General features: G+C 55.7%; 29 protein-coding genes. 10 read left to right on the plus strand and 19 right to left on the minus strand.

Annotated elements, in window-relative coordinates; all coding sequences use genetic code 11:
* Positions 1-217: 217 nt before the first annotated feature.
* From ACWAU4_RS09010 to ACWAU4_RS09025, 4 genes are read left to right on the plus strand one after another with little or no spacing between them, the layout of a single operon-like run.
* Entirely contained in the window at positions 218-985 is a 768-nt protein-coding gene (locus ACWAU4_RS09010; protein ID WP_208125769.1) for a TetR/AcrR family transcriptional regulator, read from the plus strand.
* Positions 982-1,926: an HlyD family secretion protein gene (locus ACWAU4_RS09015; protein ID WP_208125770.1), complete on the plus strand. Its 945-nt coding sequence runs from the start codon at positions 982-984 to the stop codon at positions 1,924-1,926. The genes ACWAU4_RS09010 and ACWAU4_RS09015 overlap by 4 nt, the downstream gene beginning before the upstream one ends.
* Complete coding sequence (locus tag ACWAU4_RS09020; protein ID WP_208125771.1) at positions 1,923-2,918, plus strand: ABC transporter ATP-binding protein; 996 nt, start codon at positions 1,923-1,925, stop codon at positions 2,916-2,918. Before ACWAU4_RS09015 ends, ACWAU4_RS09020 begins: the two co-directional genes overlap by 4 nt.
* Positions 2,908-4,038: an ABC transporter permease gene (locus ACWAU4_RS09025; protein WP_208125772.1), complete on the plus strand. Its 1,131-nt coding sequence runs from the start codon at positions 2,908-2,910 to the stop codon at positions 4,036-4,038. Before ACWAU4_RS09020 ends, ACWAU4_RS09025 begins: the two co-directional genes overlap by 11 nt.
* Positions 4,039-4,048: 10 nt before the next feature.
* Here the strand turns inward: ACWAU4_RS09025 and map are convergent, their stop codons facing one another.
* The 19 genes from map to ACWAU4_RS09120 all read right to left on the minus strand — a co-directional run bounded on the left by map (position 4,049) and on the right by ACWAU4_RS09120 (position 18,590).
* The gene (map, locus tag ACWAU4_RS09030; protein ID WP_208125773.1) at positions 4,049-4,831 is read right to left on the minus strand and encodes a type I methionyl aminopeptidase; all 783 of its coding nucleotides are present in this window, start codon (positions 4,829-4,831) and stop codon (positions 4,049-4,051) included.
* A complete protein-coding gene (locus tag ACWAU4_RS09035; RefSeq protein WP_025010681.1) occupies positions 4,824-5,030 on the minus strand; it encodes a ParD-like family protein in 207 nt (68 codons plus the stop codon). Before ACWAU4_RS09035 ends, map begins: the two co-directional genes overlap by 8 nt.
* A gap of 361 nt (positions 5,031-5,391) precedes the next feature.
* A complete protein-coding gene (locus ACWAU4_RS09040) occupies positions 5,392-6,243 on the minus strand; it encodes a sulfurtransferase (protein ID WP_208146802.1) in 852 nt (283 codons plus the stop codon).
* 121 nt (positions 6,244-6,364) lie between these two features.
* The gene (locus ACWAU4_RS09045; RefSeq protein ID WP_081737132.1) at positions 6,365-7,054 is read right to left on the minus strand and encodes a DJ-1/PfpI family protein; all 690 of its coding nucleotides are present in this window, start codon (positions 7,052-7,054) and stop codon (positions 6,365-6,367) included.
* Between the two features lie 76 nt (positions 7,055-7,130).
* A complete protein-coding gene (locus ACWAU4_RS09050; RefSeq protein ID WP_025010679.1) occupies positions 7,131-7,589 on the minus strand; it encodes a hypothetical protein in 459 nt (152 codons plus the stop codon).
* Positions 7,590-7,592: 3 nt separating this feature from the next.
* Positions 7,593-8,369: a hypothetical protein gene (locus tag ACWAU4_RS09055; protein WP_144132128.1), complete on the minus strand. Its 777-nt coding sequence runs from the start codon at positions 8,367-8,369 to the stop codon at positions 7,593-7,595.
* 7 nt (positions 8,370-8,376) lie between these two features.
* Positions 8,377-8,823, minus strand: coding sequence for a GNAT family N-acetyltransferase (locus ACWAU4_RS09060; protein WP_025010677.1), 447 nt, complete (start codon positions 8,821-8,823; stop codon positions 8,377-8,379).
* A gap of 155 nt (positions 8,824-8,978) precedes the next feature.
* The gene (locus ACWAU4_RS09065) at positions 8,979-9,197 is read right to left on the minus strand and encodes a DUF6500 family protein (protein ID WP_028780256.1); all 219 of its coding nucleotides are present in this window, start codon (positions 9,195-9,197) and stop codon (positions 8,979-8,981) included.
* Positions 9,198-9,229: 32 nt separating this feature from the next.
* Positions 9,230-9,592, minus strand: a complete 363-nt coding sequence (locus tag ACWAU4_RS09070) for an MmcQ/YjbR family DNA-binding protein (RefSeq protein ID WP_025886772.1) — start codon at positions 9,590-9,592, stop codon at positions 9,230-9,232.
* Between the two features lie 39 nt (positions 9,593-9,631).
* Positions 9,632-9,982 (minus strand): hypothetical protein, encoded by a 351-nt coding sequence (locus ACWAU4_RS09075; protein ID WP_025010675.1) that lies wholly within the window; start codon positions 9,980-9,982, stop codon positions 9,632-9,634.
* A gap of 87 nt (positions 9,983-10,069) precedes the next feature.
* On the minus strand, positions 10,070-10,486 hold the full coding sequence (locus ACWAU4_RS09080) for a GNAT family N-acetyltransferase (protein WP_028780253.1): 417 nt from the start codon (positions 10,484-10,486) through the stop codon (positions 10,070-10,072).
* Positions 10,487-10,586: 100 nt separating this feature from the next.
* Positions 10,587-11,108, minus strand: coding sequence for a hypothetical protein (locus ACWAU4_RS09085; protein ID WP_208125775.1), 522 nt, complete (start codon positions 11,106-11,108; stop codon positions 10,587-10,589).
* Between the two features lie 76 nt (positions 11,109-11,184).
* Positions 11,185-11,337, minus strand: coding sequence for a hypothetical protein (locus tag ACWAU4_RS09090; protein WP_201314576.1), 153 nt, complete (start codon positions 11,335-11,337; stop codon positions 11,185-11,187).
* A 552-nt stretch (positions 11,338-11,889) separates the two neighbouring features.
* Positions 11,890-12,693, minus strand: coding sequence for a tryptophan synthase subunit alpha (gene trpA, locus ACWAU4_RS09095; RefSeq protein ID WP_081737130.1), 804 nt, complete (start codon positions 12,691-12,693; stop codon positions 11,890-11,892).
* Entirely contained in the window at positions 12,690-13,919 is a 1,230-nt protein-coding gene (trpB, locus tag ACWAU4_RS09100; protein WP_208125776.1) for a tryptophan synthase subunit beta, read from the minus strand. Before trpB ends, trpA begins: the two co-directional genes overlap by 4 nt.
* A gap of 58 nt (positions 13,920-13,977) precedes the next feature.
* The gene (gene trpCF / locus ACWAU4_RS09105; protein ID WP_208125777.1) at positions 13,978-15,366 is read right to left on the minus strand and encodes a bifunctional indole-3-glycerol-phosphate synthase TrpC/phosphoribosylanthranilate isomerase TrpF; all 1,389 of its coding nucleotides are present in this window, start codon (positions 15,364-15,366) and stop codon (positions 13,978-13,980) included.
* The gene (gene trpD, locus ACWAU4_RS09110; RefSeq protein WP_096141270.1) at positions 15,363-16,439 is read right to left on the minus strand and encodes an anthranilate phosphoribosyltransferase; all 1,077 of its coding nucleotides are present in this window, start codon (positions 16,437-16,439) and stop codon (positions 15,363-15,365) included. The genes trpCF and trpD overlap by 4 nt, the downstream gene beginning before the upstream one ends.
* A complete protein-coding gene (locus tag ACWAU4_RS09115) occupies positions 16,432-17,034 on the minus strand; it encodes an aminodeoxychorismate/anthranilate synthase component II (protein ID WP_071477071.1) in 603 nt (200 codons plus the stop codon). The genes trpD and ACWAU4_RS09115 overlap by 8 nt, the downstream gene beginning before the upstream one ends.
* Complete coding sequence (locus ACWAU4_RS09120) at positions 17,031-18,590, minus strand: anthranilate synthase component 1 (RefSeq protein WP_251101158.1); 1,560 nt, start codon at positions 18,588-18,590, stop codon at positions 17,031-17,033. Before ACWAU4_RS09120 ends, ACWAU4_RS09115 begins: the two co-directional genes overlap by 4 nt.
* 355 nt (positions 18,591-18,945) lie before the next feature.
* On the opposite strand from ACWAU4_RS09120, the gene rnm reads away from it, so the two are divergent.
* The 6 genes from rnm to ACWAU4_RS09150 all read left to right on the plus strand — a co-directional run bounded on the left by rnm (position 18,946) and on the right by ACWAU4_RS09150 (position 24,028).
* Complete coding sequence (gene rnm / locus ACWAU4_RS09125) at positions 18,946-19,806, plus strand: RNase RNM (RefSeq protein WP_454290545.1); 861 nt, start codon at positions 18,946-18,948, stop codon at positions 19,804-19,806.
* Positions 19,803-20,423, plus strand: coding sequence for an L-threonylcarbamoyladenylate synthase (locus ACWAU4_RS09130; protein WP_025010668.1), 621 nt, complete (start codon positions 19,803-19,805; stop codon positions 20,421-20,423). Before rnm ends, ACWAU4_RS09130 begins: the two co-directional genes overlap by 4 nt.
* Positions 20,424-20,500: 77 nt before the next feature.
* Positions 20,501-21,292, plus strand: coding sequence for a segregation and condensation protein A (locus tag ACWAU4_RS09135; RefSeq protein WP_096141267.1), 792 nt, complete (start codon positions 20,501-20,503; stop codon positions 21,290-21,292).
* A gap of 11 nt (positions 21,293-21,303) precedes the next feature.
* Positions 21,304-21,894: an SMC-Scp complex subunit ScpB gene (scpB, locus tag ACWAU4_RS09140; RefSeq protein ID WP_025010666.1), complete on the plus strand. Its 591-nt coding sequence runs from the start codon at positions 21,304-21,306 to the stop codon at positions 21,892-21,894.
* Positions 21,895-22,767 (plus strand): 23S rRNA pseudouridine(2605) synthase RluB, encoded by an 873-nt coding sequence (gene rluB / locus ACWAU4_RS09145; protein ID WP_025010665.1) that lies wholly within the window; start codon positions 21,895-21,897, stop codon positions 22,765-22,767.
* Between the two features lie 295 nt (positions 22,768-23,062).
* Positions 23,063-24,028 (plus strand): sialidase family protein, encoded by a 966-nt coding sequence (locus ACWAU4_RS09150; protein WP_208125778.1) that lies wholly within the window; start codon positions 23,063-23,065, stop codon positions 24,026-24,028.
* Positions 24,029-24,384 lie beyond the last annotated feature (356 nt).

Consider the following 24,384-nt stretch of genomic DNA (forward strand, 5'->3'; position numbering starts at 1 on the left):
TGAGAGCGATTTGCTCAAGAGTGATGGAATTCCCATTGGCTCCGTCGGCGGAGAGGTAAAGGACAGGAGTCGAATACGGTGGAGCAAGCTTGCTCAATGCCTCTGAACTGGGCCGACTAAATTCCCCAACATAGGCATGAATGGAGAATTAACTCACTGCCATATAAGCACTAAACTGAGTATATTCATCACAAGAGGAATTTTTGAGGAGCAGGGGATGAAAGCCACAGCCGGTCGTCCTAAAGGCCATTCAGGGGCCAGGGATGCTTTGATAGAAGCCGCGCGCAGTTGCTTTACCGTGAAGGGGTATGAGCGGGTTTCCACCCGAGAGCTGGCGCGCAAGGCGGGAGTGGATGCGGCGATGATCCGTTATTACTTCGGCTCCAAGGCAGGCCTGTTTGAGGCCATGGTCAGAGACACCATCGCTCCTGTGCTGGAAGCTTTCAAACACTACAATGCCGCGCAAAGTCACCAATCTACCTCTGAGGGCTCTGCAAACAGCCCTGAGCCCAACAATAGCCGCCTTGAGCCCAGCAAGATGAGTCTTGATTCGAGCAAGAAAAGGCCCGAGCCAGGTTTTGGCGGGCCATTTGAGCTGATGCAGGTCTATTACCGCGCTATGGCCGCCAACCCGGCCTTGCCCGGGCTTATCATCCAGGTATTGAATCACAGAGAAGGCAGTGAAGCCTTCGATGCCCTTGCCAGCGTATTCAGTGACATGCTCAGCCGCTCGAGGCTGTGGATCCGCCAGCTTGGGCAAGATCAAGGCCTTAATCCCAACCTGGACCCTACCTTGGCGCGGCTGAGTTTTGTCAGCCTGATGGTGTTTCCGCTGATCGCCCCGGCCCATCTGATGCGGGACTTCGGTGTCGAATTGAACGAAACCTGGCTCAAACAGCTGGCAGAGCACAATGCCAAAGTCCTGCATCAAGGCTTATTGCGCCAGGATATTGCCGCCAACCCAGGCAGTGAGGAACCCCAATGAACAAGATATCCCTGATACTGACAGCGACACTATTGCTGTTGCAAGCTTGCGGCGACAGCGACGAAAGCCGCGCCATGGGCACACTGGAGCGGGATCGTATCCAGCTTTCAGCCCCCGTTGCCGAGCAGATAGCCGATATCCATGTGGCCGAGGGTGACAAGGTCGAGGCGGGGCAGTTGTTGCTGCAATTGGACAGCCGCAGTGCGGCAGCCAGAGTGGCACAGCGCCGCGCCGAACTGGCCGAGGTCGGCGCCAGGCTCGATGAGCTGCAACAAGGTGCCAGGGTAGAAGAGCGGCGAGCGGCCAGAGCCGCCATAGAGGCGGCAACGGCAGCCGCGACCGAAGCCAGACTCAGATATCAGCGCACCCGCGAGCTGTTTGCCGCCAAAGTGGTGGGGCAGGCGGAGCTGGATGCGGCCATCGCCGAGCGGGATCACACCAAGGCCTTGGTCGAGCAGGCCAATGAACAATGGCTGCAACTGGAAAACGGTACCCGCAGCGAACAACTGGCCCAGGCCGAAGCCAGAGTGGCAGCCGCAGCGGCGGCGCTCAAGGCCGAGGAGAAAGCCTTGGACGACCTCAGTCTCAGGGCGCCGCTGGCATCAGAGGTGGACATATTGCCCTGGAAGAGGGGCGATCGAGTGGCTCAGGGCACTCAACTTGTCGCGCTTTTGGCACTTGATAAACCCTATGCCAGAGTTTATCTGCCGCAAACGGCCATCAGTAAGCTTTCCCGTGGCGACAAGCTGGAGGTCTGGGTCGATGGGGTGGAGCAGCCGCTCAACGGCACCGTCAGAAATATCCGTTCCCAACCTGCCTTTACCCCGTTTTATGCCCTTAATGAGCGCGATCGTGCCAGATTAATGTATCTGACGGATATCGATGTCGAGGGCGCCGAGTCTCTGCCCTCAGGGCTGGCGCTGGAGGTACGACTGCCATGACTCAGTCAGCTGATGCCGGTGCTTCTTCGGCCACTCAAGCCACCTTGTCCATTGATTCTTCCCTGGCCATTGAAGCTCCCCTAGCCATTGAAGCTCACGGACTGACCCGGCGCTTTGGTGAGTTGACCGCGGTGGATAATCTCAGTCTCGCCATTCCCCGTGGCAGTATTTACGGCTTTCTCGGCCCCAACGGTTGCGGCAAGTCCACTGCGATTCGTCTGCTTACCGGCCTGTTGTTGCCGGATGCCGGTGAGGTGACCGTATTGGGAGAGCCACTTGCCGGTAACGAAGAGGCGCTCAAGCAACGTATAGGTTATATGACCCAGAAGTTCTCTCTCTACGATAATCTGTCTGTGCTGGAGAACCTCAGATTTGTCGCCAGTATTTATGGCTTGTTCGGCCGCCGCGGCAAGGCGCGCATTGAAGAGCTGCTGCATCTGTATAGCCTGGAGGGCAGGGAGTCTCAGTTGGCCGGCTCCATGAGTGGTGGTCAGAAGCAGCGTCTGGCACTGGCCTGCGCCACACTGCACTCCCCCGAGCTGTTGTTTCTCGATGAACCCACCTCGGCGGTCGATCCGGAAAACCGCCGCGAGTTTTGGGAGCGGCTGTTCGATCTCTGCGCCGCCGGGACCACTATTTTGGTTTCAACCCATTACATGGACGAGGCGGAGCGCTGCCATGCATTGGCAATCCTTGAGCGCGGCGCCAAGCGGGCCGATGGCTCCCCGGCCGAACTGATGCAACAGATGGGCGCCAGCGTGGTGGAAGTGAGCGGTGAGCAGCTCAGGGCGCTCAAGCAGCAGTTGGTGGCCTTGCCTGAGGTTGTTTCTGCCGCTCAGGTAGGCACCCGGCTCAGGGTGTTGGTGCGGCGTGATGCCACAGATCCCATCGCCTTTCTCAGCCCCTATTGCGATGGGCGCAAGCTCGCCATGGCACGCCCCAGTCTCGAAGATGTGTTTGTATCCTGCACCGGAGGTCGACATGTGGGCTAGGATATTGGCAATCATGCTCAAGGAGCTCAGGCAGCTGTCGCGGGATAGGATGACCTTCGGCATGATAGTGATGATCCCTCTGGTGCAGCTGCTGCTGTTTGGCTACGCCATCAATACCGATGCCAGGCATCTGCCCGCCGGATTGGTGGATATGTCCGCCAGCAGCTATAGCCGGGCCTTGGTGCAGGCGGTAAAGGCCACCCAAGTGGTGGACTTCAAGGCAAAATACGCCTCTATCGAACAGGCCGAGGTGGCCATCACCTCGGGGGAAGTGCGCGCCGTGCTCTATTTGCCGGCGGATCTCAATGCCCGTCTGGTGAATCATCCAGCCTTCGACCGTCGTCAAAGTGACAGCCAGCTTACCCGGCCCGTGGCCCAGTGGCTGGTGGATGGCTCGGATACGGTTATCGCCGCCGCGATTCGTAGCCTGAGAAGCATGCCGCTGGATGAGGTGGCCGGTTTCAGCAGCCACAACCGGGTGCCAAGTTTTGAGGTGGTGCAGTACTTCAACCCGGAGCAGCGCACAGTGGTTAACATAGTGCCCGGCTTGCTGGCGGTGATTTTGACCATGACAATGATCATGTTCACCTCTGCCGCCATTGTCAGGGAAAGAGAACAAGGCAATATGGAGTTTCTGATCACCACCCCGGTCAAACCCATGGAGCTGATGGTGGGGAAAATCATCCCCTATGTGCTGGTGGGGCTTATCCAGGTGAGTATTATCCTCAGCGTGGGCCACTTCCTGTTCGGTGTGCCGGTGCGCGGCGGTCTGGATAGCTTGTTGCTGGCCTCTTTGCTGTTTATCTTTGCCAGCCTCAGCCTGGGCCTGGTGATCAGCACCATTGCCAAGACCCAATTGCAGGCGATGCAACTGACAGTATTTATCCTGCTGCCCTCTATTTTGTTGTCAGGCTTTATGTTTCCTTACGAAGCTATGCCAATTGCGGCACAGTGGATTGCCGAAGCGCTGCCGGCGACGCACTTTATGCGTATGGTGCGCGCCATAGTCCTGCGTGAGGCCGATATCCTGATGTTGGCTAAAGATGCCTTTTGGCTGGGGGCGTTCACCCTGGGAGGCGTGTTGCTCGCTTCATTGAGGTTCCGTAAGCGTTTGGGATGAGCGCTGTGGTTCAGCGCTCTTCATCTCTGAGGGTCAGCACTTCATAGCCGGTATCTGTCACCAGTATGGTGTGCTCCCACTGGGCCGAGAGTTTTTTATCCCGGGTCACTACTGTCCAGCCATCTTTCTTGGTCTTTATTTTGGCGCCGCCCTGGTTGATCATCGGCTCTATGGTAAAACACATACCGGCTCGCAGTTCCAGGCCGCTGGCAGCGCGGCCATAGTGCAGCACCTGGGGCTCTTCGTGCATCTCGCGCCCTATGCCATGACCACAGTATTCCCTGACCACACTGTAGCCCTGGGATTCGGCATACTGCTGAATCGCATGGCCAATATCCCCGAGGCGGGCACCGGGCCTGACCATCTTGATCCCTCGCCACATGGCTTCATAAGTGGCCTGTACCAGGCGTTTGGCCAAAGGCGATGCTTGTGGCATCAGGTACATCTTGCTGGAGTCGGCAATAAAACCATCTTTTTCGAGGGTAATATCCAGATTGACGATATCGCTGGCCTTCAGCAACTGCTGCTCCGACGGAACCCCGTGACACACGACTTCATTGACCGAACTGTTGAGCACATAGGCATAGCCGTATTGGCCCTTGCTGGCCGGGCGCGCCTTAAGCTCGTTGACGATAAAGTCTTCTACTCTGTCGTTGATGGCCATGGTCGAAATGCCGGGAACAACAAAGTTATCCAACATGGCAAATACCTTGGCAAGCAGGGCGCCTGAGCGGCGCATCAGCTCGGCTTCAGCCGCAGTTTTTAAATGAATTTTTCTTTTTTGATCAAGCATTTTGCGCTCCCGGTACCTTGATGGCTTCCCGCTGATACAGCTCGGCCATCAGCTCATTGAAACTCCGGTCGGGGTTAAGCTCGGCTAGCATGCCCATCTTGATCCAAAATTCCGCCTGGGCGTTGATGGAGCGCGCCATCAGGCCGCTGGCCTTGCGCAGCTCCTCATGGAGTTCATCGGAGATCTTGATAATTCCCATATGCTAAAAATACACTTTATATATAAAACATATATGAATCGTATACTTTGTGGCGGTGAAAGAAAAGCATGTTGGTTGAAAGATTGCGGCGCCTTAAGAAAGTGTGGCGTTGTCAGAAAAGGGCTTAAGGCTGTTCTTTAGACAAGCATAAGCAGCAGCCTTGGCTCTATTTTGCAGGGGCAAGCTGGTGGGCGGCTATGATGTTAAAAAGCCTGCTTGGGGAAGCAGGCTTGAGATTGAGCTCGAGGGTGAAGGTGAAGCTAGAGAACTGTTTGTTGCTCGCCTTCAGTTGGGCTGAAAGCGAGAGATGGTTTTTAACAGCCCTGATTTTTAACCGCTTTGGTTTATAACGGCTTTGGTCTTAACTTGTTGCCAGCGGCAGATGGGCCTTGCTGCCCCAGTCGGCCCAGGAGCCGTCGTAGAGTATCAGGGCGTCGAGGCGTACCTGATAGGCCGCCAGGATCAAAATACAGGCGGTGATCCCTGAGCCGCAACTGAAGATCAAAGGTTTGCCGCTGCGTCTGGCGTCCATGGCACCCAGATGCAGAAAAATCTGCTCCAGTGCCGGCTGAGGTTTCAGGCTGTCGCCATCCAGCACTTCGGCAAACGGCAGATTCACGGCGCCGGGAATATGGCCGCTGCGCACGCCTTCTCTGGGTTCGGGACTCTGGCCGAGAAAGCGTGAGCTGGCTCTGGCATCCAGTATCATGGCCTGCTTGCCTGCCAGGGTATCCAATACCTGGAGGGCGTTACAGACCTTTTCCGCTTGATATTGCCCACAGGCGTTACCGCGCTGAAACTCGGTCGCCGGCTTGTCGGCGCAGGGGCGCTGCTCTTTGAGCCATTTGGGCAGACCGCCGTCGAGAACAAACACCTGCTCAAAGCCCATGACCTTGAAACACCACCAGCCCCGGGGCGATGAGTAGATGCCCTGATTGTCATAGATGACGACAGTGCAGTCCTGGTCGATGCCTAGCCGCTGCACCAGCTCGGTAAACTGGGCCTGACTCGGCAGAGCGTGTAACTCACTGGACTGCAGATCTGTGCACTCCCGCTCCAGATCCAGCCGCCGGGCACCGGCAATAAAGCAGGGCTCATCGTAGACTATCGGCTCGCGGCCTATCACCTTGTCCATGCTGGCATCCAAAATGACCAACTTGGGATCAGAAAGATGAGCGGCCAACCACTCGCTGCTTACCAGTGCAGATTGCATCTCGACTCCTTAAGCTCGGTAACGGCACCAAGCAATGAAACTTGGCCCAAATTACTGGAGCGCTACGGATTTCTCAAGCTGTTATTGCCACAGAACCTCTATAGGCGATTATTCTCAATAGTTATTGGCATGCGGTTTGGATTGCAGCCTCGGCAGCACTTTGCAGGCTGGCATCAATAATGGCCTCAAACTGAGGCTGTTGTCCGGCGGGCAACAGCTCCCTTAGCATTTCCCGGCGCTTCTCTTCGCCGAGCAGGCGTTCGGCCAGCCAGGCACACAGATACATGGCCGACAGGCAGCCACCGGCGGTAGCTATGTTGCCTCTTATCACCAAAGGTTCATCCAGTACTTCGGCACCTGTCTTTTGCAATGCCGTTTTGGCATCCGGATGCGTGGTGGCCGCGCGGCAATCCAGTAACCCCAATCTTTGCAGGATAAAGGAACCGGCGCAGATAGAGCCGAGCAGTTGCTTGTTGGGATCCAACTCAAAAGTATTGATAAAGTCCGGGTCTTGCAGCGCCAGCGGGATCCCCTGTTTGCCGCTGATAAACAGCACGGCATCAGCCTGGTTGGCTTCGCGAATATGGCCCTGCATCTCAATCTCAAGACCCAATGCCGATTTGTGACTTTTGCTGCTGCCGAGCAGCTTGACCTGCCAATCATTCTGGATGCGGCCCACTATGTCCCACATCAAAAACAGATCGATATCGGTAAATTCATCGAAAGCCACTATGGCGATAGTGGGTTTCTTGTCCGCCGCGCCATAGCTGGCGCTAGGAGTTTGGGCGTTTGGTGAAGTATAAACAGACATACAGCCTCCTTGTCTGGTATCAGTTTGACAATTGGGTTCTTCAGGAATGTTATTCAATGCTCATGCAAGCCGGGATTCAGTCTCTGAACTCTTCGTCATAGGCCAGGCCGCTGACATCGGCCAGCTCTTTACCCAACTCCTGCATTGCGGCCTTGCCCTTACGTCTCAGCAGGGTCACTCTCTGACCATCCTTGAGCATCAAGATCAAGTCCCAGTATCTGGGCTCGCCGAAGTGGGGGCAGAGGCAAAATCCGCTGATTTCGGCCAGTGGCACCTTGAGTTGCCCTATGGGGTAGATACTGCGAATACTGTGCACCAGCACACAGGTATCTTTGTCTATCAAGATCTTATGGCGACAGAATAACGCGTGCCAGCCGAGTGTTGCTCCCATGGCCCAACCGAGCAGCAATTCAGGGTTAAGCCCGAAATACACCTGTGCCAGAGTCAGCGCCGCCAGCGGCAGGCCGATTAACCAGGTCCAGCGGCCAAATACCAACTCGGCCCTTTGTGAGGAGTACTTGTTCCAGTGCGCCATGGCTCAGCTCCCTAAGCGTGTCATTAGCAGTCCGAGCAGGGCAAAAAGCGGCAGCGGCAGTGCCAGTTTCCACATCAGGTGTTGCTCCCAAATGGGCCGGTACTGACTGATGGATTGGCCAGTTTGAGTCGCGGCTTTCAGAGGCTTGGTTTCGGTATGGGGGGATTTTGCGGCCTGGCTCTCGGCCTCCGGCGCCGAGTCGCTTGGAGCTGTGTCAAAGGGCACGGCTTTCAACTCGGGCCAGGCAGTGACTTTTTCATAGACTTCAAGTTCATTGACTGCAAGCGGGCCGGCGCAGCCGCGCAAAAAGCCTATCAATGCCAGCGCCTCGGCCATATCTGTCAGGGTGTGGCGCTGTCCGAGCAGCACCAGCTGTACCCCATTGGGCGTTTGCGCCAGTGGGGTAATATGAATAGAGAGTTGACTGTAGGGCAGGGTTTTACGGGGCTTGGCTTTTATACGCCACCAGCCGGTGTATTCTTGAATCTCAGCGCTTTTAGGGTCAAACAGCCAACGCCTTCTCACCCCCAAACAGCCAATTGCCAGGGTTAACAACAGCAAGGCCGAGACGGCATGAAATACCTGTGATTTACCTGTCAGCACCACAGCCATTAAACTTGAGGCCGACAGGGGAACCAGCATGATAAAGCCCCAGATTGTAGCCAGGGTTTGCTGTCTGCCAATAAAGTAGGCTCGTCCATCGGCATCCAGCTTTAAGTGCCAACGAGCGCCGCGGGGTAGTGCGCGATATTTTTTGTTTAACTCATCTTCCTTGGACATCAATCAGTTATCCTTTTGAGGTATCAAGTGCCAGATGCAAAATAGGGAAGGGCTTACCCATGGCATCGAGTGCCGAGCGGGAGATCTGTTTAAAGCCTTGATGCCGGTAGAATCCGACCGCCTGTGGGTTTTGCTCATTGACATCGACCAAGTTGGCGCCGAGGTCTTCGATGGCATGCTTGAGCAGGGCACTGCCTACGCCTTGGCCGCGAGCCCGGCTGTGAACAAACAGCATCTCTATCTTGTCGTCTGCTACGCCCAGAAAGCCGACAATGGCTTTGGCCTCATCTCGTATACATCTGAGCGTCACCGCCGGGAAGGCCTTATCGAGGATCAGCGGCTTGAAAAAGGCGATATCGGCTTCGCTGATAAAGTCGTGGGTGGCGCGCACTGAATCTTCCCAGACTTGCAGCAGCTCAGCAAAGTCGGCACTGGATGGGGTTTCAATGTTCATATTTTGTGGTTTTCCAATCCGGGGTCGGGTTGTGGTTCTCTTTGAGAACCAGGCCGAGCAGGACGTACTCATCTTTCCCCGGCGCTTCCTGCAGTTGCATGGTTTATATCCATGGGCTTAATTAGGCTCTGGTTAGCGCTACTCAGCCGCTGAGGTTATTGCCCGGCTTGCACCATTTGCAGAATTTTGCGGGCCTTCTCAAAGTGATCCAGTTTGTGGGTCTGGATCCACCAGGTAGCGGCCTCCATGAGCAACTCGGGATCATCATTCTTGTTGGCAAAGAAGGCATAGAAGGAGACGCCAACATTCTCGCCCTTCTGGGCGATTTTTTGCTGGCAGACATGGATAACTTTTTGTCGCAGGCTGGCACGCATCTCGATTGTTCCCTCAATCAGAAAAGTCATTTTTAGGTGTTTTGCTGTTGCAACTGGGCTTGTTGCGCCTTGGTCAGTTTACTGACAACCAGGGCGTAGGATGCCTCAATCAGGTCACGGAGCATATCCTCGCTGACCTCACCATTCAAGGTTAACGTGAACCAATGCTGCTTATTCATGTAATAGCCGGGCACTATCGCCTCAAAGCTATCGATCAGTGCCTGCACATCGGCAGGTTTGGCCTTGAGTGTCACCCTAGGGGGCGTTTCCTGCTCGGCCAGCAGGGCAAACATCTTACCCATCACCTTATAGACTCTGGCCTCAGGACCAAAAGGATAGTCGGCAGTGGCGTTGGGGCATTGCTGTAACAGTTTCTTGAGTTGTGTCAGTGTCATGGCGTTCTCTGTCATTTTTGGGGGAGTATAATACCGGCTTCAGTCGACGTTTTGTTGATAACCGAACAGGACAAGCGTATCGGTCCCAAATTGGCAAGGGAGCTGACCTAGGGTTTTCAGGTCCGTGCTCAGCTCTGAGAATAAATCTGTCATCTCGTTTGCTCCCCAAGCCGATATTCTGGCTGGACGTTTTACTTTCAACTTGTCTATCTCGTTGTAGCTGACTGAACATCTTACATAAGTAAAGTGTGTCGCACCCAGCTCAGATAGAATCAGATCGGCGCGTTCGACATCCAGTGGAAAGTCTTCATCCTGCAGGCGTTTGAGCTGTAGATAGACGGGGTACTTGGCCAGAACAGTCAATACCTTGCGCCACTTGGTGTTACTCATGAGTCCGTGCATGGAACAAGTCTCTAAATTGAACAAGGCGCAAACACGCCCTCAGGAGAAAAGGCATATTGCAGCCTGGCCAGGCCTTCAGCCATTGAAGCGTTTACACATAAAATACCTGTCCGGACTGCCGGGAATTCCGCTGACCGAACCGACAACTTCAAACCCTTGTTTGGCATAAAATGCCGGCGCCTGAAACGACAAAGTGTCGAGCTGCGCAGCCAGGCACCCCCGTTTGATTGCCTCTTGCTCGCACAGAGCCATTAAGCGGCTGCCGAGGCCTGAACCTCTATGCTCCTTCGCGACCCAAACAACCTCAATCAGCAACTGGCGATAGATGCTGCGGCCACTCACGCCACCAATGAGTTGTCCCTCGGAATCGCGAGCGATGGCGGCAAGAGGTTGGCTAGTTTCGTTTATATAGCTGTGATTATAGGTTCTGAGCTTGTCGATAAGCTCATTTTGCAGGTCATCATCAACTTGCTGTAAAAGGTCAATCTGCATACCGATTTCCTTGAGTTGTTGTTGGTTGTTTTGGAGCTAGTCTTAATCAAATCAGGGGTTAAGGCTGCTGTCTTTTTATGCTCAAGGCCCAAGATCAAGGCTAATGTTCGAGGTTGAGTGTTGCGTTATCTATCAAGGTCAGATATCCCTGCTCTTCGGTCAGTTTGATCAAAACCGACAAGGTGACTTCCCTTAACGGTTTGCTTGTATCAGCAAGGCCCGCGTCGATGGAAAAGCTGTACTCTGTGGGTGTCTCGGTATTTATCAACGCCTGCACTTGCCTGAAACTGCTTATTGCCGTTTCAGAGAGTGCCAATTGGTAATGGTGTTTCATAGGACTGGTGCTGAACAGTCCCTCGTTTTGGGGGATAATCTCAGTCGATTCCAGTCTGAGCGGGAAGCGATAGCTGGATATTCCCTTACTGCTATCCAGCTCCAGGGTCAGTTCAGTGGTATCAAGGTCGAGTTTGCCCGGCGCATCGATAAGGATCTGCGATCTGATGACTTGCGGGTTTAATTGAACAAAATCCTGCTCATCGAAGGAGCTTAGACTGAGCATGGTGCCAAGTGGAATATTGGCACAACTGACAATAAAAAAGCTTATCCCAAAAACAGCTAACATCCTTTTTATCATTATTCTTTCCCTGTCCTTTATACAATTAAGTCTGATAGTGAATTTGGATTTGCTGATGAGTATGCTAATCGAGCCATTGCCCGGATTGTTCCAGGATCAACTCGCCATGTTGATTGGTGACGCTAAGCTCGCCAAAGACGGAAACAAAGTAATTGATTGAGTCGTTTTGAAACTCATAGCCCAGGAAGGTGCAGGGGGTAACACCATCATTGCACATAGTGTGTACTGTTCTACCGGTTAATCTTATTTGATTCCCCCAACTTTTTGGACTGGCCTATATAGGAAACATCGTCACATAACATTTCACTTTCACAGTTGATTTCTATCTCTATTTTATAACCATCCGTTTCCAGTGTTTATGCCATAGCAGCAGTCGAGAATAGAATAATCGGGAGGTAAAATAGTCTTCTCATACTTGAGTTCCGCTTGGTGTAGTTGGTTGTCAGTCGCGGTTTGAGACTGGGCTCCTGAAGCGTATCTGAGTGCTGCGCGGCTCTATCCCAAGCCATTGCCTTAAATACAGCTTTAAAACAGTGCATTAAAACAATAGCTACCGCACGGCCGAAAGTCCCTTTCGTCCCTGAAGCCGAGATGATTAGCTTGATACAAGGATCTCGGTTTTACATGCTTCTCTTTGCAACCGCATAGAGAATGATTCAAGGGTATCTTGTTACCCTGTGCCAACACAAGTAACAAGCGCAAAGTCATTGTAAGGCAAACATAAAAAAGCCAGGGAATACCCTGGCTGGAGGATTAAAGAGGGCTGAGATTAGCTGGCGTCCTTCATGGCACGGGTAAAGTCGGCCAGAGTGCTCAATAGCATATCGGGTGCATTTTGGTGTTGCTCAATGATCCTGACCACGGCAGAGCCCGAGATGGCACCGGCGGCGCCGGCGGCAATTGCGGCACTGACCTGAGCCGGCTCGGCGATACCGAACCCCAACAGTGGAGGCGGCGCATCGAAGGCTTTGAGCTTGGCCAGTACCTCATCCACCGGCATACCTGCCTTATTGTCGGCGCCTGTTACCCCGGCGCGGGACAGCAGATAGGTGTAGCCTTCAGCGGCTTCACTCACCGCCTTGAGGGTATCATCATCGGCATTGGGTGGCGCAATAAAGATAGGCGCTATGGCATGGGCCTTGGCGGCTTCTATAAAAGGTGCGGCTTCCTCAACCGGCACGTCGGCTATCAGCACTGAATCCACCCCGGCCTCGGCGGCGCGGCGATAGAAGTTGTCGATGCCGTTGGCGTATACCAGATTGGCGTACAACAGCAGGCCGATGGGCAACTCGGGATAACGGCTGCGTACCTCGGCGATAAGCTCGAAGCACTTGGCCGGCGTGGTACCTGCCGCCAGCGCCCGTAAGTTGGCGCCCTGGATCACCGGGCCATCGGCCAACGGATCGGAAAAGGGGAAGCCCAGCTCGAGGGCGTCGGCACCATGGGCAATCAGGGTGTCGATAATCTGCAGCGACAGCTCAGGGCCGGGATCGCCCAGTGTCACAAAGGGAACAAAGGCGCCGCGGCCTTCGGCCTGCAGCCGGGCAAAAGTGGTTTGATAACGTGTACTCATGCCTGTGACTCCTGTGATTTATCTGACTGCGCAGATGCAGCCTGGCGCTCTGCCAGGATATCGGAAACGGTAAATATGTCTTTATCGCCGCGGCCGGAGAGGTTAACCACCAGTATGGTTTCTTCGCGGCACTCTTTGGCCAGCCTTATGGCATAGGCCAGCGCGTGGGCCGACTCCAGCGCCGGAATAATCCCTTCGCTACGGGCCAGTAACTGGAAGGCATCCAACGCCTCTTCATCGGTGGCCGACTCATAGGTGGCGCGTCCGGTGGCGTTGAGGTGGGCGTGTTGCGGGCCCACAGAGGGGAAATCCAACCCGGCAGAGATGGAGTAAGATTCTTCTATCTGGCCGTTGCTGTCCTGCATCAAGGGCGCCTTCATGCCAAAAAAGATGCCTGTCTTGCCGTGCCGCAGCGGCGCGCCGTGCATCGGCGTATCTATGCCTTTTCCGGCCGGCTCAACGCCTATGAGGCGCACCGAGGCTTCATCTATGAAGTCGGCAAACATACCTATGGCGTTGGAGCCGCCGCCGACACAGGCAATGACGGCGTCCGGCAGTCGGCCTTCACGCTCAAGGATCTGCGCCTTGGTTTCGGCGCCTATCATGCGCTGGAACTCCCTGACTATGGTAGGGAAAGGGTGAGGCCCGGCGGCGGTACCCAGCAGGTAGTGCGCCTTGTCATAGCTGCCGGACCAGTCGCGCATCGCCTCGTTGCAGGCATCTTTGAGAGTGGCAGAGCCTGAGGTGACAGCAATGACCTCGGCGCCCATCAAACGCATGCGGAACACATTAGGGCTTTGGCGCTCCACATCTTTGGCGCCCATGTAAATTTTACACTTAAGGCCCAGCAGGGCGCAGGCCAAGGCGGTGGCCACCCCGTGTTGACCGGCGCCGGTTTCGGCGATGATCTCTTTTTTACCCATGCGCTTGGCCAGTAGCGCCTGCCCCAGCACCTGGTTGGTCTTGTGGGCGCCGCCGTGCAGCAGATCTTCCCGCTTGAGGTAGATTTTTACCTTGTCATTGGGCGACAGGTTACGGGTCAGGGTCAAGGCGGTGGGGCGCCCGGCATAGTTTTTCAAAAGCTCGGTGAACTCGGCCTGAAAGGCGGGATCATTCTGGGCCTCGACAAAGGCACTTTCCAACTGCTTCAGCGCCGGCATCAAAATCTGCGGCACATACATGCCGCCGTATTCCCCAAAATAAGGGTTGAGTTTTAACTCGCTCATACTGCTTTCCTTAGGATACTTGTTGCGCCTGTCTGACAGGCGAATACTGTTGTTCTTGTCAGGCTTTGAGCTGCTTAAACACCGCCTGCAGTGCTGCTCTGTCTTTGATGCCGGGGGCGCTTTCCACCCCTGAGTTAAAGTCCAGCCCGAAAAAGCCTTGGGTGGCAGCCAAGGCGGCGTTGTCCGGACTCAGGCCACCGGCAAGCATGGCGCGTTCACGCTGGGCAAGCCCTTGCTGCCAATCGAAATGTTTGCCGGTACCACCAAAGCTGTCGCCGCTTTTACTGTCATAGAGATAGCGGTCGGCGCCTTCCTGCAAGGTCGGCAGCTCGCCGCCGTCGACATTGACCGGGGCTGCCTTCCAGATCTCGGCCTGGTGCCCATTTTGCTCAAGCAGCTGCTTGAGCTTGGCAATATCTTCGCTTGATTCACTGCCATGAAGCTGCAGCGCGCTCAGTTTCAGTTCATTGGCCAGCTCGGCCATCTGAGTCGGTGATTCATTGACAAAAACCCCCACCATCGCCAGTTTACGCGGCTGCTCGGCGTTGTAACGGCACAGTTCGGCGGCGTGGGCGCGGCTGACACAACGGGGGGACTTGGCGGCGAAGATGAGGCCACCATAGACGGCACCGGATTTTGCCGCATCCAGCAGATCCTGCTCCCGGGTCAGGCCACACACCTTGTTGTTGCCATAGATAAGGCGGCGACAGGCCAGATCCAAATCGGCCTCGGCCATCAGCGAGCTGCCCACCAAAAAGCCGTCGACCAGCGGGCTGAGGCGGCGTACATCTTCACGGTTGTAGATCCCGGATTCGCTGATGATCAGTGTCCCCTCGGGGATCTTGGGAGCTAAGTATTCTGTCATCGCCAGATCTGTACTCAGATCCCTGAGGTTGCGGTTATTGATGCCAATAATCGGCGCGCCCAGAGCCAGCGCCCGCTTGAGTTCCTCCTCGTTGGAGACTTCGGTGAGGGTGTCGAGGGCATATTGCTCGGCTTCGCTCGCCAGCAATCGATATTGTTCATCGCTGAGTACCGACAGCATCAGCAAGATGGCATCGGCGCCCTGATGGGCCGCCAACTTAACCTGATAAGGCGAAACAAAAAAGTCTTTGCACAATACCGGCTGTTTGATTCTGGCCCGCACCTTGGGCAAATAACGAAAGTCCCCCTGAAAGAAGGCTTCGTCTGTCAGTACCGACACCGCGGAGGCGTAGCGGCTGTAAACATCGGCAATGGCAACCGGATCGAAGTCTTTGCGGATAAGCCCTTTGGAGGGGCTGGCCTTCTTGCATTCCAGAATAAAGCCGGCGCCTTTTGCACTGAGTGCCTGATACAGGCTGCGATCCGACGTCTTGGGCATCAGGCTCTCTTCGGGAAAACGCAGCTTGAGGGCTTCAATATGCTGCTGCTTGGTGGCGACGATACGCTCAAGCACGTTACTCATGATATAGCTCCTGCCTTGCTGGGTTGTGGTGAGTTGGCGTCATTGTTTTCAGTCTGGGTTTGGTGGGCTTTGTCCGCCAGGGCGTTGAGTTTGGCGCAGGCGCGGCCATCATCCAGGGTGGCCAGTGCCAGTTGGGTGGCCTGCCTGAGATTGTCAGCCTTGCCGGCGAGATAGAGCACGCAGGCGGCATTGATGGCCACGGCGTGACGCTGGGCGGCGCTGCCTTTACCGGCGAACAGTGCTTGGGTAATAAGGGCGTTTTCTGCCGGGGTGCCGCCTTCCAGCTCGGCCAGCGTCGCCTGCGGCACGCCAAAGTCTGCCGGGGTGAGGCGATATTCCACTATCTCTGCACCCTTGAGTTCGGCCACCTGGGTTTCGCCGTGCAGCGCCACTTCATCCAAGCCGCTGCCGTGAACGACCATGGCGCCTTTGACGCCAAGGGCCCGCAACACCTCGGCGATGGGGCGAACCAAGCTCGGGCTGTAGACCCCGAGCAACATGTAGTCGGGGCGAGCCGGATTAATCAGCGGGCCGAGTACATTGAATAGGGTGCGGGTCTTGAGCGCCTGGCGCACAGGCACAGCGTGCCGCACTCCACCGTGATAATGGGGCGCAAACAGAAAACACAGGCCGTTGACTGCAAGGTGTTTGGCGGCGCACTCGGGCGACATGGTCAAGTCTATGCCGAACTGTGCCAGCAGATCGGAAGAGCCCGACTTGCTGGACACCCCGCGGTTGCCGTGTTTGGCAACATTGACCCCGGCTGCGGCGGCAACAAAGGCGGCCGTGGTAGAGATATTGATGGTGTTGTGGCCGTCACCGCCGGTGCCGACAATATCCACTACCCTTTGGCATTGGTGCGGAAACGGCTTGGCGGCGGCCAGCAGGGCATCGGCGGCGCCGCTGATCTCGTCTATGGTTTCGCCCTTGAGCTTGAGCGCGATCAGCATGGCCGCCATCTGGCTTTCGCTGAGCTTGCCGTCGATAAGCTCGGCAAACAGGCTGGCGGCCTGGCTGCGGCTTAAGGACTCGCCCCGGTACAGGCTGTCGAACAGAGGTTGCAGTTCAGTCATGGCAGGTTTCCTCGCGGCTCATGGTCAGGTATTGCAGTGTTTGCACCAGCAAGGTGCTGCCAAGGGTGGTGAGAATCGATTCGGGGTGGAACTGGAAGCCGACTGCGGCATCACAGCGATGGCTGATGGCCATAGGCATGCCTTCTGTCGTGGCAATCACCTCCAGGCAGTCGGGCACCTTGGTTGCCACCAGTGAATGATAGCGGGCCACAGGCAAGGGAGATGGCAGGTTGGCAAACAGGCCGTCGCAGTTGTGCTCGACCGGGCTGGCCTTACCGTGTACCACTTGGGGGGCACGTTCAACCTTGCCGCCGTAATGTTCAACCAGGGCCTGGTGACCAAGGCAGATACCGAGAATAGGCAGTTTGCCGGCCAGCAGCGCAATAAGCTCCATCATGCAACCGGCTTCTCCGGGGGCACCCGGGCCGGGAGACAGAATAAGTGCCGCCTGACCCGGTTCCGCCAGCATCCGCTCGGCGAGCAACTGGGCACTGACATTATTGCGGTACACCAGCACTTCAAAGCCCAGGCTGCGGAACTGATCCACCAGGTTGTAGGTGAAGGAGTCGAAGTTATCCAATAGATAGAGTTTCACAGGCCACCTCCCATCTTGATTGCACTGATCACTGCCTGCGCCTTTTGCGCGGTTTCGTCGGCCTCGGCCTGGGGATCTGAATCATAGACCACTCCGGCCCCGGCCTGGATGTGCGCCATGCCTTCGCTGACGAAGGCAGAGCGGATCACTATGCAGGTGTCCATATCGCCAAGGGCGTTGAGATAACCTACGGCGCCGCCATAGCTGCCGCGGCGTTGCTGCTCGGTTTCACGAATGAGTTGGGCGGCGCGCACCTTGGGGGCGCCCACCAGGGTGCCCATGTTCATGCAGGCCTGATAGGCGTGCAGGGCGTCGAGATCTTCCCTAAGCTGCCCGGTTACCCGGCTGACCAGATGCATCACATGGGAGTATCTGTCTACCTTCAGCAGCTCGGCCACTTTACGACTGCCACTCTGGCTGATGCGGGCGATATCGTTGCGGGCCAAGTCCACCAACATGATGTGCTCCGACAACTCTTTCTTGTCCAGTCTCAGTTCCAGCTCTATACGGCTGTCGAGATCGAAATCTATCTCGCCATCTGGGGTCTTGCCGCGTTTGCGGGTACCGGCGATGGGGTAAACCTCAACCTGATTGCCCTCGGCTTCATACTTGAGGGCGCTTTCCGGAGAGGCGCCAAACAGGGTGAAGTCGGCGCTGCGCAGGTAAAACATATAGGGGCTGGGGTTGGTCAGTCTCAGTGCCCGATAGGCGCCCAGAGTATTGGGGCAGGGCAGGCTGAAACTGCGTGATGGCACAACCTGAAAGATATCACCGGCGCAGATATGCTCCTTGAGGCGGCTCACCTGGCGGCAAAAATCGGCGTCACTGATATTGACGCTGGCCTCGGCATGTACGCCGCTCAAAGGGGCGACATCTTCCAGCAGCTGGCAGTTGGTTTCTATGGCATCCAGTCTGGCGCCAAGCTCGGCCTGCACCTCGCTGTTGCCATTAAACTCCATCACCACGGCTTCGGCGCAGCCCTTTTGGTGATCCACTGTTATCAGGGTTTCAGCCAGATAAAACAGATAGTCGGGGCAGTGGTTGGTGCCCTGGCTTACGCTTGGCAGCGGCTCTGTGCTGGCGATAAGGTCGTACCCCAAAACGCCGCCCAGAAATCCGGTTTCAAACTGGCTCTCGTTTTCATCAACCAGACCCTGCTGCAGTAATCTCAGGCCATCGAGCGGCGAGCCTGCCTTGAGTCTGGCATCTTCATCCAGCTCGGCAGTGATGGGGCGCAGCACGACCTTGAGGCTCTGATTCTCCAGGCTGACCTCACCGCGCGAGTTAAAGAAGTCGTGAATGGCGGGTAGCAGTCCGGCGCCGTTGTCTGTCAAAGCCTCGAAGTTCAAGGTCGACCCGTCACAGCGAATGGCCAGCGCCGCGTGGCTGAGGATAATGCTTTTCAGGTGATCCTTGCTGTCGATTTCGGCCGACTCCAGCAACATGCTGTGAGGCTTGTCCCGAGTCAGTTGCTGATACAGTTTCAGGGGATCGTCGTAATAGGGCAGTGACCGCGTCTGGCAGTGTACTCTGGCGATTGGCTCGATTCTGTTCATCTGTCCTTCCTGTTGTTCCGCTGTTTAGCCTGGCTGCGGGGTTTTCCTGACCGTTAAGCACAAAAAAGCCCGCAATCTCTTGCGGGCTCTTTGTTGAATTTGGCTGCGTTATTTTCAATCGTGCACAGCGCTTCACACTACCCGCGTTAAGGGAAGTGCCACCACCAGATGATGTTGAGTGAAGCGTTGAAGTGTGTCATTGAAAATTTGTCCTCTCGACGTTTGACCTATAGAAAAACCCAGCTGCCCGCCAATGTCAATTGAATATTTTTAATTTATGCAAATTTCTGCCAATTTGCCGTCGCCCAGCGGAGATAAATCGCATTTTGCCAACAAAACCAAGTACAATAGCGCTATGATAACTGAAAATACTTTGGCCGATCTTCACAGCCATACCACAGCCTCAGATGGCCAACTGACACCGTCTCAGTTGCTCGAACGCGCCCTGGAAAAGGGGGTTGAGCTGCTGGCGATTACCGATCATGACACAGTCGCCGGGCTGGATGAGGCCCATGCCTTCAATGCCGGGCAGAGCTCACCTTTGACCCTGGTGGACGGGGTTGAGATCTCTACCCGTTGGCACGCCTATGATATTCATATCGTGGCGCTGGATATCGACCGCCACGACGAAAACCTGCTTGTCTTTCTCGAGCGTCAACGTGAGCTCAGGGAAGAGCGGGCTCGCGAGATAGGCGCAAGGCTTGAAAAGGCCGGTATTCCAGGGGCTTACGAAGGCGCCAGGGCGCTCGCCGGTGATGCGGCGCTGAGCCGTGGCCATTACGCCCGTTTCCTGGCCGAGCAGGGGCACGCGCCGGATAGCGCCAGCGTGTTCAAGAAGTTTCTCGGCCGCGGCAAGACGGGCTATGTGCCCAACAACTGGGGCGAGATGGCGACGGCCATTGAGGTAATCCACAACGCAGGTGGCGTGGCCGTATTGGCCCACCCCAGTGGCTATCAACTGTCGGCCAAGTGGCTCAAACGCCTGGTGCGCGAGTTCAAGGCCGCCGGTGGCGATGCCATGGAGGTGGTGCTCGGGCAGCAAACTACAGACGACAGAAATAATTTAGGGGCGCTGGCCACTTTCAACGGCCTCTACGCCTCGGTGGGATCCGATTTCCACTTTCCCGGCCGCTGGCTGGAACTGGGCAAGAATCTGTATCGGCCCCAGGGATTGAACTGGGTCTGGCAATGCAAGCAATGGACAATAACTAAATGAGTCAATTTTTCTACGTACATGAGGTGAATCCTCAAACCCGTCTGATAAGCCAGGCGGTGAGCATTCTGAAAAGCGGCGGGGTCATAGTTTACCCCACAGATTCCGGCTATGCGCTGGGTTGTATGATTGGTGATAAAGACGCCATGAGCCGTATCGCCAGAATTCGCCAGATAGACAATGATCATAACTTTTCGCTGATGTGTCGCGACTTATCTGAGCTGTCGACCTATGCCAGAGTCGATAACCAGGCGTTTCGCATTCTGAAGAACAACACACCGGGTTGTTACACCTTCATCTTCAAGGCCACCAAAGAGGTGCCAAGAAGGCTGCAGAACGAAAAGAAACGCACCATAGGCATTCGGGTACCGAACAATGTTATCGCCCTGGCGCTGCTGGAAGCTCTGGGTGAACCCTTGATGTCCACCAGTCTTATTCTGCCCGGCAACGACTTTACCGAGTCGGATCCCGAGCATATCCGCGATATTCTCGAACATCAGGTAGATGCCATTCTCCACGGCGGTTACCTGGGCGAAAAGCCCACCACAGTGATAGACATGTCTGAAGGCGAAATGGTCATAGTCCGTGAAGGCAGTGGCGATATCAGCCCATTTCTTTAACCGCTCAATAAAGGTATAATCGCGCGTTTGGTCGGCCTATGCCGCCTTAAGGATGCTGCCAGAGGAGAGAAAACGGCTTGAGTGAAGGCGTTCAACAGAGTCTGCCGCTTGCCGTAGTGCGGGGTGAGGCGCTTAGAGAGCTGCCTGCCGATCTCTTTATTCCTCCCGAGGCGCTTGAGGTGTTTCTTGAGGCGTTTGAAGGGCCGCTCGACTTGCTTTTGTACCTGATCCGCAAGCAAAAAATGGATGTGGTAGATCTGCCCATCCACAGGATCACCGCCCAGTATCTTGAGTATATCGAGCTGCTGCAGGGCGCCAGGGTAGAGCTGGCGGCCGACTATCTGGTGATGGCGGCAACATTGGCGGAAATCAAGTCGCGCTTGTTGTTGCCAAGGCCGGAGCTGGAAACCGAGGAAGAGGAAGACCCCAGAGCCGTGCTGATCCGCCAACTCAAGGCTTATGAAGCCATCAAAGAGGCGGCGGTGAGGCTGGATGAACTGCCCCGGCTCGAGCGGGACGTATTCCAGGCCAAGGCGGGCAAGGCGCCGGATATCAAGCCCTTGCTGGTGCCGCCGGATGTGTCTTTGGCTGAACTGGCCCGGGCCTTTGGCGAAGTACTCAAGCGGGTGGAAGCCGGCACTTCTCACCAGGTGCAGCGCGAGCAGCTTTCTACCCGGGAGCGGATGAGCCAAATTCTGGCCATGCTCTCCAGTGAGCATTACACCCCTTTTGAAGCCCTGTTCAAGGTGGAAGAGGGGCGCGCCGGAGTGGTGGTCAGCTTTCTGGCGTTGATGGAATTGGTAAAGGAACTGCTGGTGGAACTGATCCAGGCCGAACCTTTATCGCGAATTTATCTCAAGGCGTACTGACGGGAGCCGACTTGGCGAAGATTAACGACCTTCAGCTGAAACAACTGATCGAAGCCAGCCTGTTTGTGCTGGCCAAGCCCATGACCTTGAAGGCGCTGAGAGAAACCGTGCTGGCCGATTTCAGTGTCTCCCGCGAGCGTATTCGCGCCGCGGTGGATGAATTGACCCTGGATTACCAGGAGCGTGGAGTACAACTGGTCAAGGTTGCTGGCGGTTATCGGTTTCAGACCCGCGACAGCCTCAGCCCCTTGCTGCAACCTTTGTGGCAGGAGCAGGCGCCCAAGTACTCCAGGGCAACATTGGAAACCCTGGCGGTTATCGCCTACCGTCAGCCTGTGACCCGCGGCGAAATTGAGCTGGTCAGAGGGGTGGCTGTCGGCAGCCAGATTATCAAGAATTTAACAGACAGACGCTGGATCCGCGTTGTGGGGCACAAAGAGGTGCCGGGAAGGCCTTCGTTATACGCCACCACTACAGAGTTTCTGGCTTACTTCGGTCTGGACAGCATAGCGGATCTGCCGCCTCTGTCTGACGCCGAATCATTAGAGGCGGTATTTTCGGGGATGAAAACACCGCCGGAACCCTTAGAAGAGTCAACTTGAATGAGCGAAAAATTGCAGAAAGTCTTGGCCCGTGCAGGCCATGGCTCCCGTCGTGAGATGGAGGCATGGATTGCTGCAGGTCGCGTGAGTATTGACGGAGAAATCGCCAAACTGGGTGATCGCATCGAAGCCGACGCCAAGGTACGTATCGATGGCCGTGCGGTATCGCTGAAATCTGCCGATGATGTGATCTGCCGGGTACTGGCCTACCACAAGCCGGAAGGGGAGATCTGCTCGCGCAAAGATCCCGAAGGCCGGCCCACAGTATTCGATCGTCTGCCCCGCACCCGAGACAGCCGCTGGGTTGCAGTGGGACGTTTGGATATCAACACCTCGGGTTTGTTGCTGTTCACCTCAGACGGTGAACTGGCCAACCGCCTGATGCACCCCTCCAATGAAGTGGAGCGTGAGTACGCCGTGCGTACCTTCGGTGAAGTGCCGGAAGCGGCGCTGCAGCGTTTGCGCAGCGGCGTTATGCTGGAAGATGGCCCGGCTCAGTTTGACCACATCAAGGCCGCCGGTGGCGAAGGCATCAACCAATGGTGGCACGTTACCCTGCGCGAAGGGCGTAACCGTGAAGTGCGTCGTCTGTGGGAATCCCAGGAAGTGCAGGTGAGCCGCCTTATTCGGGTGCGTTACGGCATGATAGAACTGCCCAAGAGCCTGCCCCGTGGCGGCTGGGTCGAACTGCCGCTGGAGCAGGTCAACTACCTGCGCCAATTGGCGGGCATGGATCCGGAAACTCGCTCTATGCTGGGCGCCGACAAACACAGCGTGGCCCGTAACAAGGTACGCAGTGCCAAGGTGCGCCGCGCCGTGCGTAAACACAAGACGGCGGCGGGCAAGCCCAAGCCGACCCGGCAGCGCAGCTGATGCCGCCAAGGCCTTATCGGCAGTGTGTTATAGCTTGTCGATAGCCTATCTAATCCCATCTAAAGATGTGATTCCAATGCAATGAAAGGTCGCCGCGGCGGCCTTTTTTGTTACTGTTTTTCTAAGCTTTTTGCACTGTTTCTCGCTGCTTTTTTGCATAGTTTTTGTCGTCGTTTTTGCCATAGCTTTTCGCCAAAGTTTTTTGCCATCACTTTTTACCGTAAAAAGTCCACTTACCTTGGCGCAGTTAAGTAATGGTATAAGATAAAGGAACAGCAACTCAGGGAGCCAAGGCATGCAGCTGATCTCACACACAAAAATTTGGGACCAAGGCGAACACAACGCCTTTTGCGATCTATGCCGCTGGCAGGGAGCGCTCTACTGCGTCTTTCGGGAGGGCCAAGCCCATGTGTCTGATGATGGTGCGCTGAGAGTGCTTAAATCCAGCGACGATGGCCAAAGCTGGCAGGCCGCGGCGCTTATTCAAAGCGAGCTTGGCGATCTGCGTGACGGCAAACTGCTCGCCCATGCCGGCCGTTTATGGCTTTTTGGCGCAGCCTCCAAACATGGCAAGGCGCCGCTGCAGTCCTTGATGTGGCACTCGCTGGATGGCATCAACTGGTCGGCGCCCGAAAAAGTCGCCGATACCGGATACTGGCTCTGGCGGGTGACCGAGGCCGAAGATGGCCTCTACGGCGTGGGCTATCGCCCAGGCGCCGATGGTGATGTCAGGCTCTATCGCAGTGAGCGCTTGCAAGCATCACAATCCGGCACGCTGCAATTTACGCCCTGGGTTGCCCCCTTGCAAAATGACGGCTATGTCAACGAATCATCACTGCTGTTTCGGGGCGGCGAGCAGACTCGCTCTGCTCAAACCTCTTCAGATACAGAAGTGCTTTGCCTGCTTAGGCGCGATCCTGTGTGGGACGCACAAGAAACCGGGCTGCTCGGCAAGGCCAAGGCACCTTTCAAAATCTGGCACTGGCAGCCGCTCAGTTGCCGTATCGGTGGCCCGGTGGCCTTTTTCTATAACGACCGCCTGCTGGCCGTGGTGCGCCTCTATGACAATAAGGTGCGCACCTCGCTGGTGGAAATCGATAGTGCTACAGCCAAGGTCACCGAGCTCTTAACCCTGCCATCCGGCGGCGATACCAGCTACGCCGGTATCGAGCTGGACGGCGATGAACTCAAGCTGGTGTACTACTCAAGCCATGAGGGCAAAACCGCCATCTATTTCGCCCGTATCGGGCTTAAAGGCTAAAGTACCAGCAACAATACCTGTCTGCTCGACACCAGCCAGCGTGACTAGATTAGGCCCAATAACAAGGAAAGTTGTTTCGGATTGCAAAGCCAGTCAATTCTGTTGCAAAAATCAGCCAAATCAGGGTTTTGTGGCCTTTGTCAAAAACTTGACCTTTGGCTAATTGTTTTAACATTCAGTACTAGGTATTGTATAACCAATTCAACCGCTTAGCTTTAGCGCTTCCTTAAGCTCAGCGGCTCAAAGTCGGCGGCAGTGGTATTTTTCCGTTTTCAGCGGAATTCAGGGAAGAGCAGAGTTTGGACTTGTCCGGTAGGTATGGGTCTTGCTGGGGGCATATAGCTACAAGATGCTGG

This window comes from Shewanella sp. FeAMO (assembly GCF_053653955.1).

Coding starts and splice junctions, on each gene's coding strand:
- ACWAU4_RS09010 (WP_208125769.1), top strand. CDS start 218: ATGAAAGCCACAGCCGGTCGTCCTAAAGGCCATTCAGGGGCCAGGGAT.
- ACWAU4_RS09015 (WP_208125770.1), top strand. CDS start 982: ATGAACAAGATATCCCTGATACTGACAGCGACACTATTGCTGTTGCAA.
- ACWAU4_RS09020 (WP_208125771.1), top strand. CDS start 1,923: ATGACTCAGTCAGCTGATGCCGGTGCTTCTTCGGCCACTCAAGCCACC.
- ACWAU4_RS09025 (WP_208125772.1), top strand. CDS start 2,908: ATGTGGGCTAGGATATTGGCAATCATGCTCAAGGAGCTCAGGCAGCTG.
- map (WP_208125773.1), bottom strand. CDS start 4,831: ATGCTTGATCAAAAAAGAAAAATTCATTTAAAAACTGCGGCTGAAGCC.
- ACWAU4_RS09035 (WP_025010681.1), bottom strand. CDS start 5,030: ATGGGAATTATCAAGATCTCCGATGAACTCCATGAGGAGCTGCGCAAG.
- ACWAU4_RS09040 (WP_208146802.1), bottom strand. CDS start 6,243: ATGCAATCTGCACTGGTAAGCAGCGAGTGGTTGGCCGCTCATCTTTCT.
- ACWAU4_RS09045 (WP_081737132.1), bottom strand. CDS start 7,054: ATGTCTGTTTATACTTCACCAAACGCCCAAACTCCTAGCGCCAGCTAT.
- ACWAU4_RS09050 (WP_025010679.1), bottom strand. CDS start 7,589: ATGGCGCACTGGAACAAGTACTCCTCACAAAGGGCCGAGTTGGTATTT.
- ACWAU4_RS09055 (WP_144132128.1), bottom strand. CDS start 8,369: ATGTCCAAGGAAGATGAGTTAAACAAAAAATATCGCGCACTACCCCGC.
- ACWAU4_RS09060 (WP_025010677.1), bottom strand. CDS start 8,823: ATGAACATTGAAACCCCATCCAGTGCCGACTTTGCTGAGCTGCTGCAA.
- ACWAU4_RS09065 (WP_028780256.1), bottom strand. CDS start 9,197: ATGCGTGCCAGCCTGCGACAAAAAGTTATCCATGTCTGCCAGCAAAAA.
- ACWAU4_RS09070 (WP_025886772.1), bottom strand. CDS start 9,592: ATGACACTGACACAACTCAAGAAACTGTTACAGCAATGCCCCAACGCC.
- ACWAU4_RS09075 (WP_025010675.1), bottom strand. CDS start 9,982: ATGAGTAACACCAAGTGGCGCAAGGTATTGACTGTTCTGGCCAAGTAC.
- ACWAU4_RS09080 (WP_028780253.1), bottom strand. CDS start 10,486: ATGCAGATTGACCTTTTACAGCAAGTTGATGATGACCTGCAAAATGAG.
- ACWAU4_RS09085 (WP_208125775.1), bottom strand. CDS start 11,108: ATGTTAGCTGTTTTTGGGATAAGCTTTTTTATTGTCAGTTGTGCCAAT.
- ACWAU4_RS09090 (WP_201314576.1), bottom strand. CDS start 11,337: ATGTGCAATGATGGTGTTACCCCCTGCACCTTCCTGGGCTATGAGTTT.
- trpA (WP_081737130.1), bottom strand. CDS start 12,693: ATGAGTACACGTTATCAAACCACTTTTGCCCGGCTGCAGGCCGAAGGC.
- trpB (WP_208125776.1), bottom strand. CDS start 13,919: ATGAGCGAGTTAAAACTCAACCCTTATTTTGGGGAATACGGCGGCATG.
- trpCF (WP_208125777.1), bottom strand. CDS start 15,366: ATGAGTAACGTGCTTGAGCGTATCGTCGCCACCAAGCAGCAGCATATT.
- trpD (WP_096141270.1), bottom strand. CDS start 16,439: ATGACTGAACTGCAACCTCTGTTCGACAGCCTGTACCGGGGCGAGTCC.
- ACWAU4_RS09120 (WP_251101158.1), bottom strand. CDS start 18,590: ATGAACAGAATCGAGCCAATCGCCAGAGTACACTGCCAGACGCGGTCA.
- rnm (WP_454290545.1), top strand. CDS start 18,946: ATGATAACTGAAAATACTTTGGCCGATCTTCACAGCCATACCACAGCC.
- ACWAU4_RS09130 (WP_025010668.1), top strand. CDS start 19,803: ATGAGTCAATTTTTCTACGTACATGAGGTGAATCCTCAAACCCGTCTG.
- rluB (WP_025010665.1), top strand. CDS start 21,895: ATGAGCGAAAAATTGCAGAAAGTCTTGGCCCGTGCAGGCCATGGCTCC.
- ACWAU4_RS09150 (WP_208125778.1), top strand. CDS start 23,063: ATGCAGCTGATCTCACACACAAAAATTTGGGACCAAGGCGAACACAAC.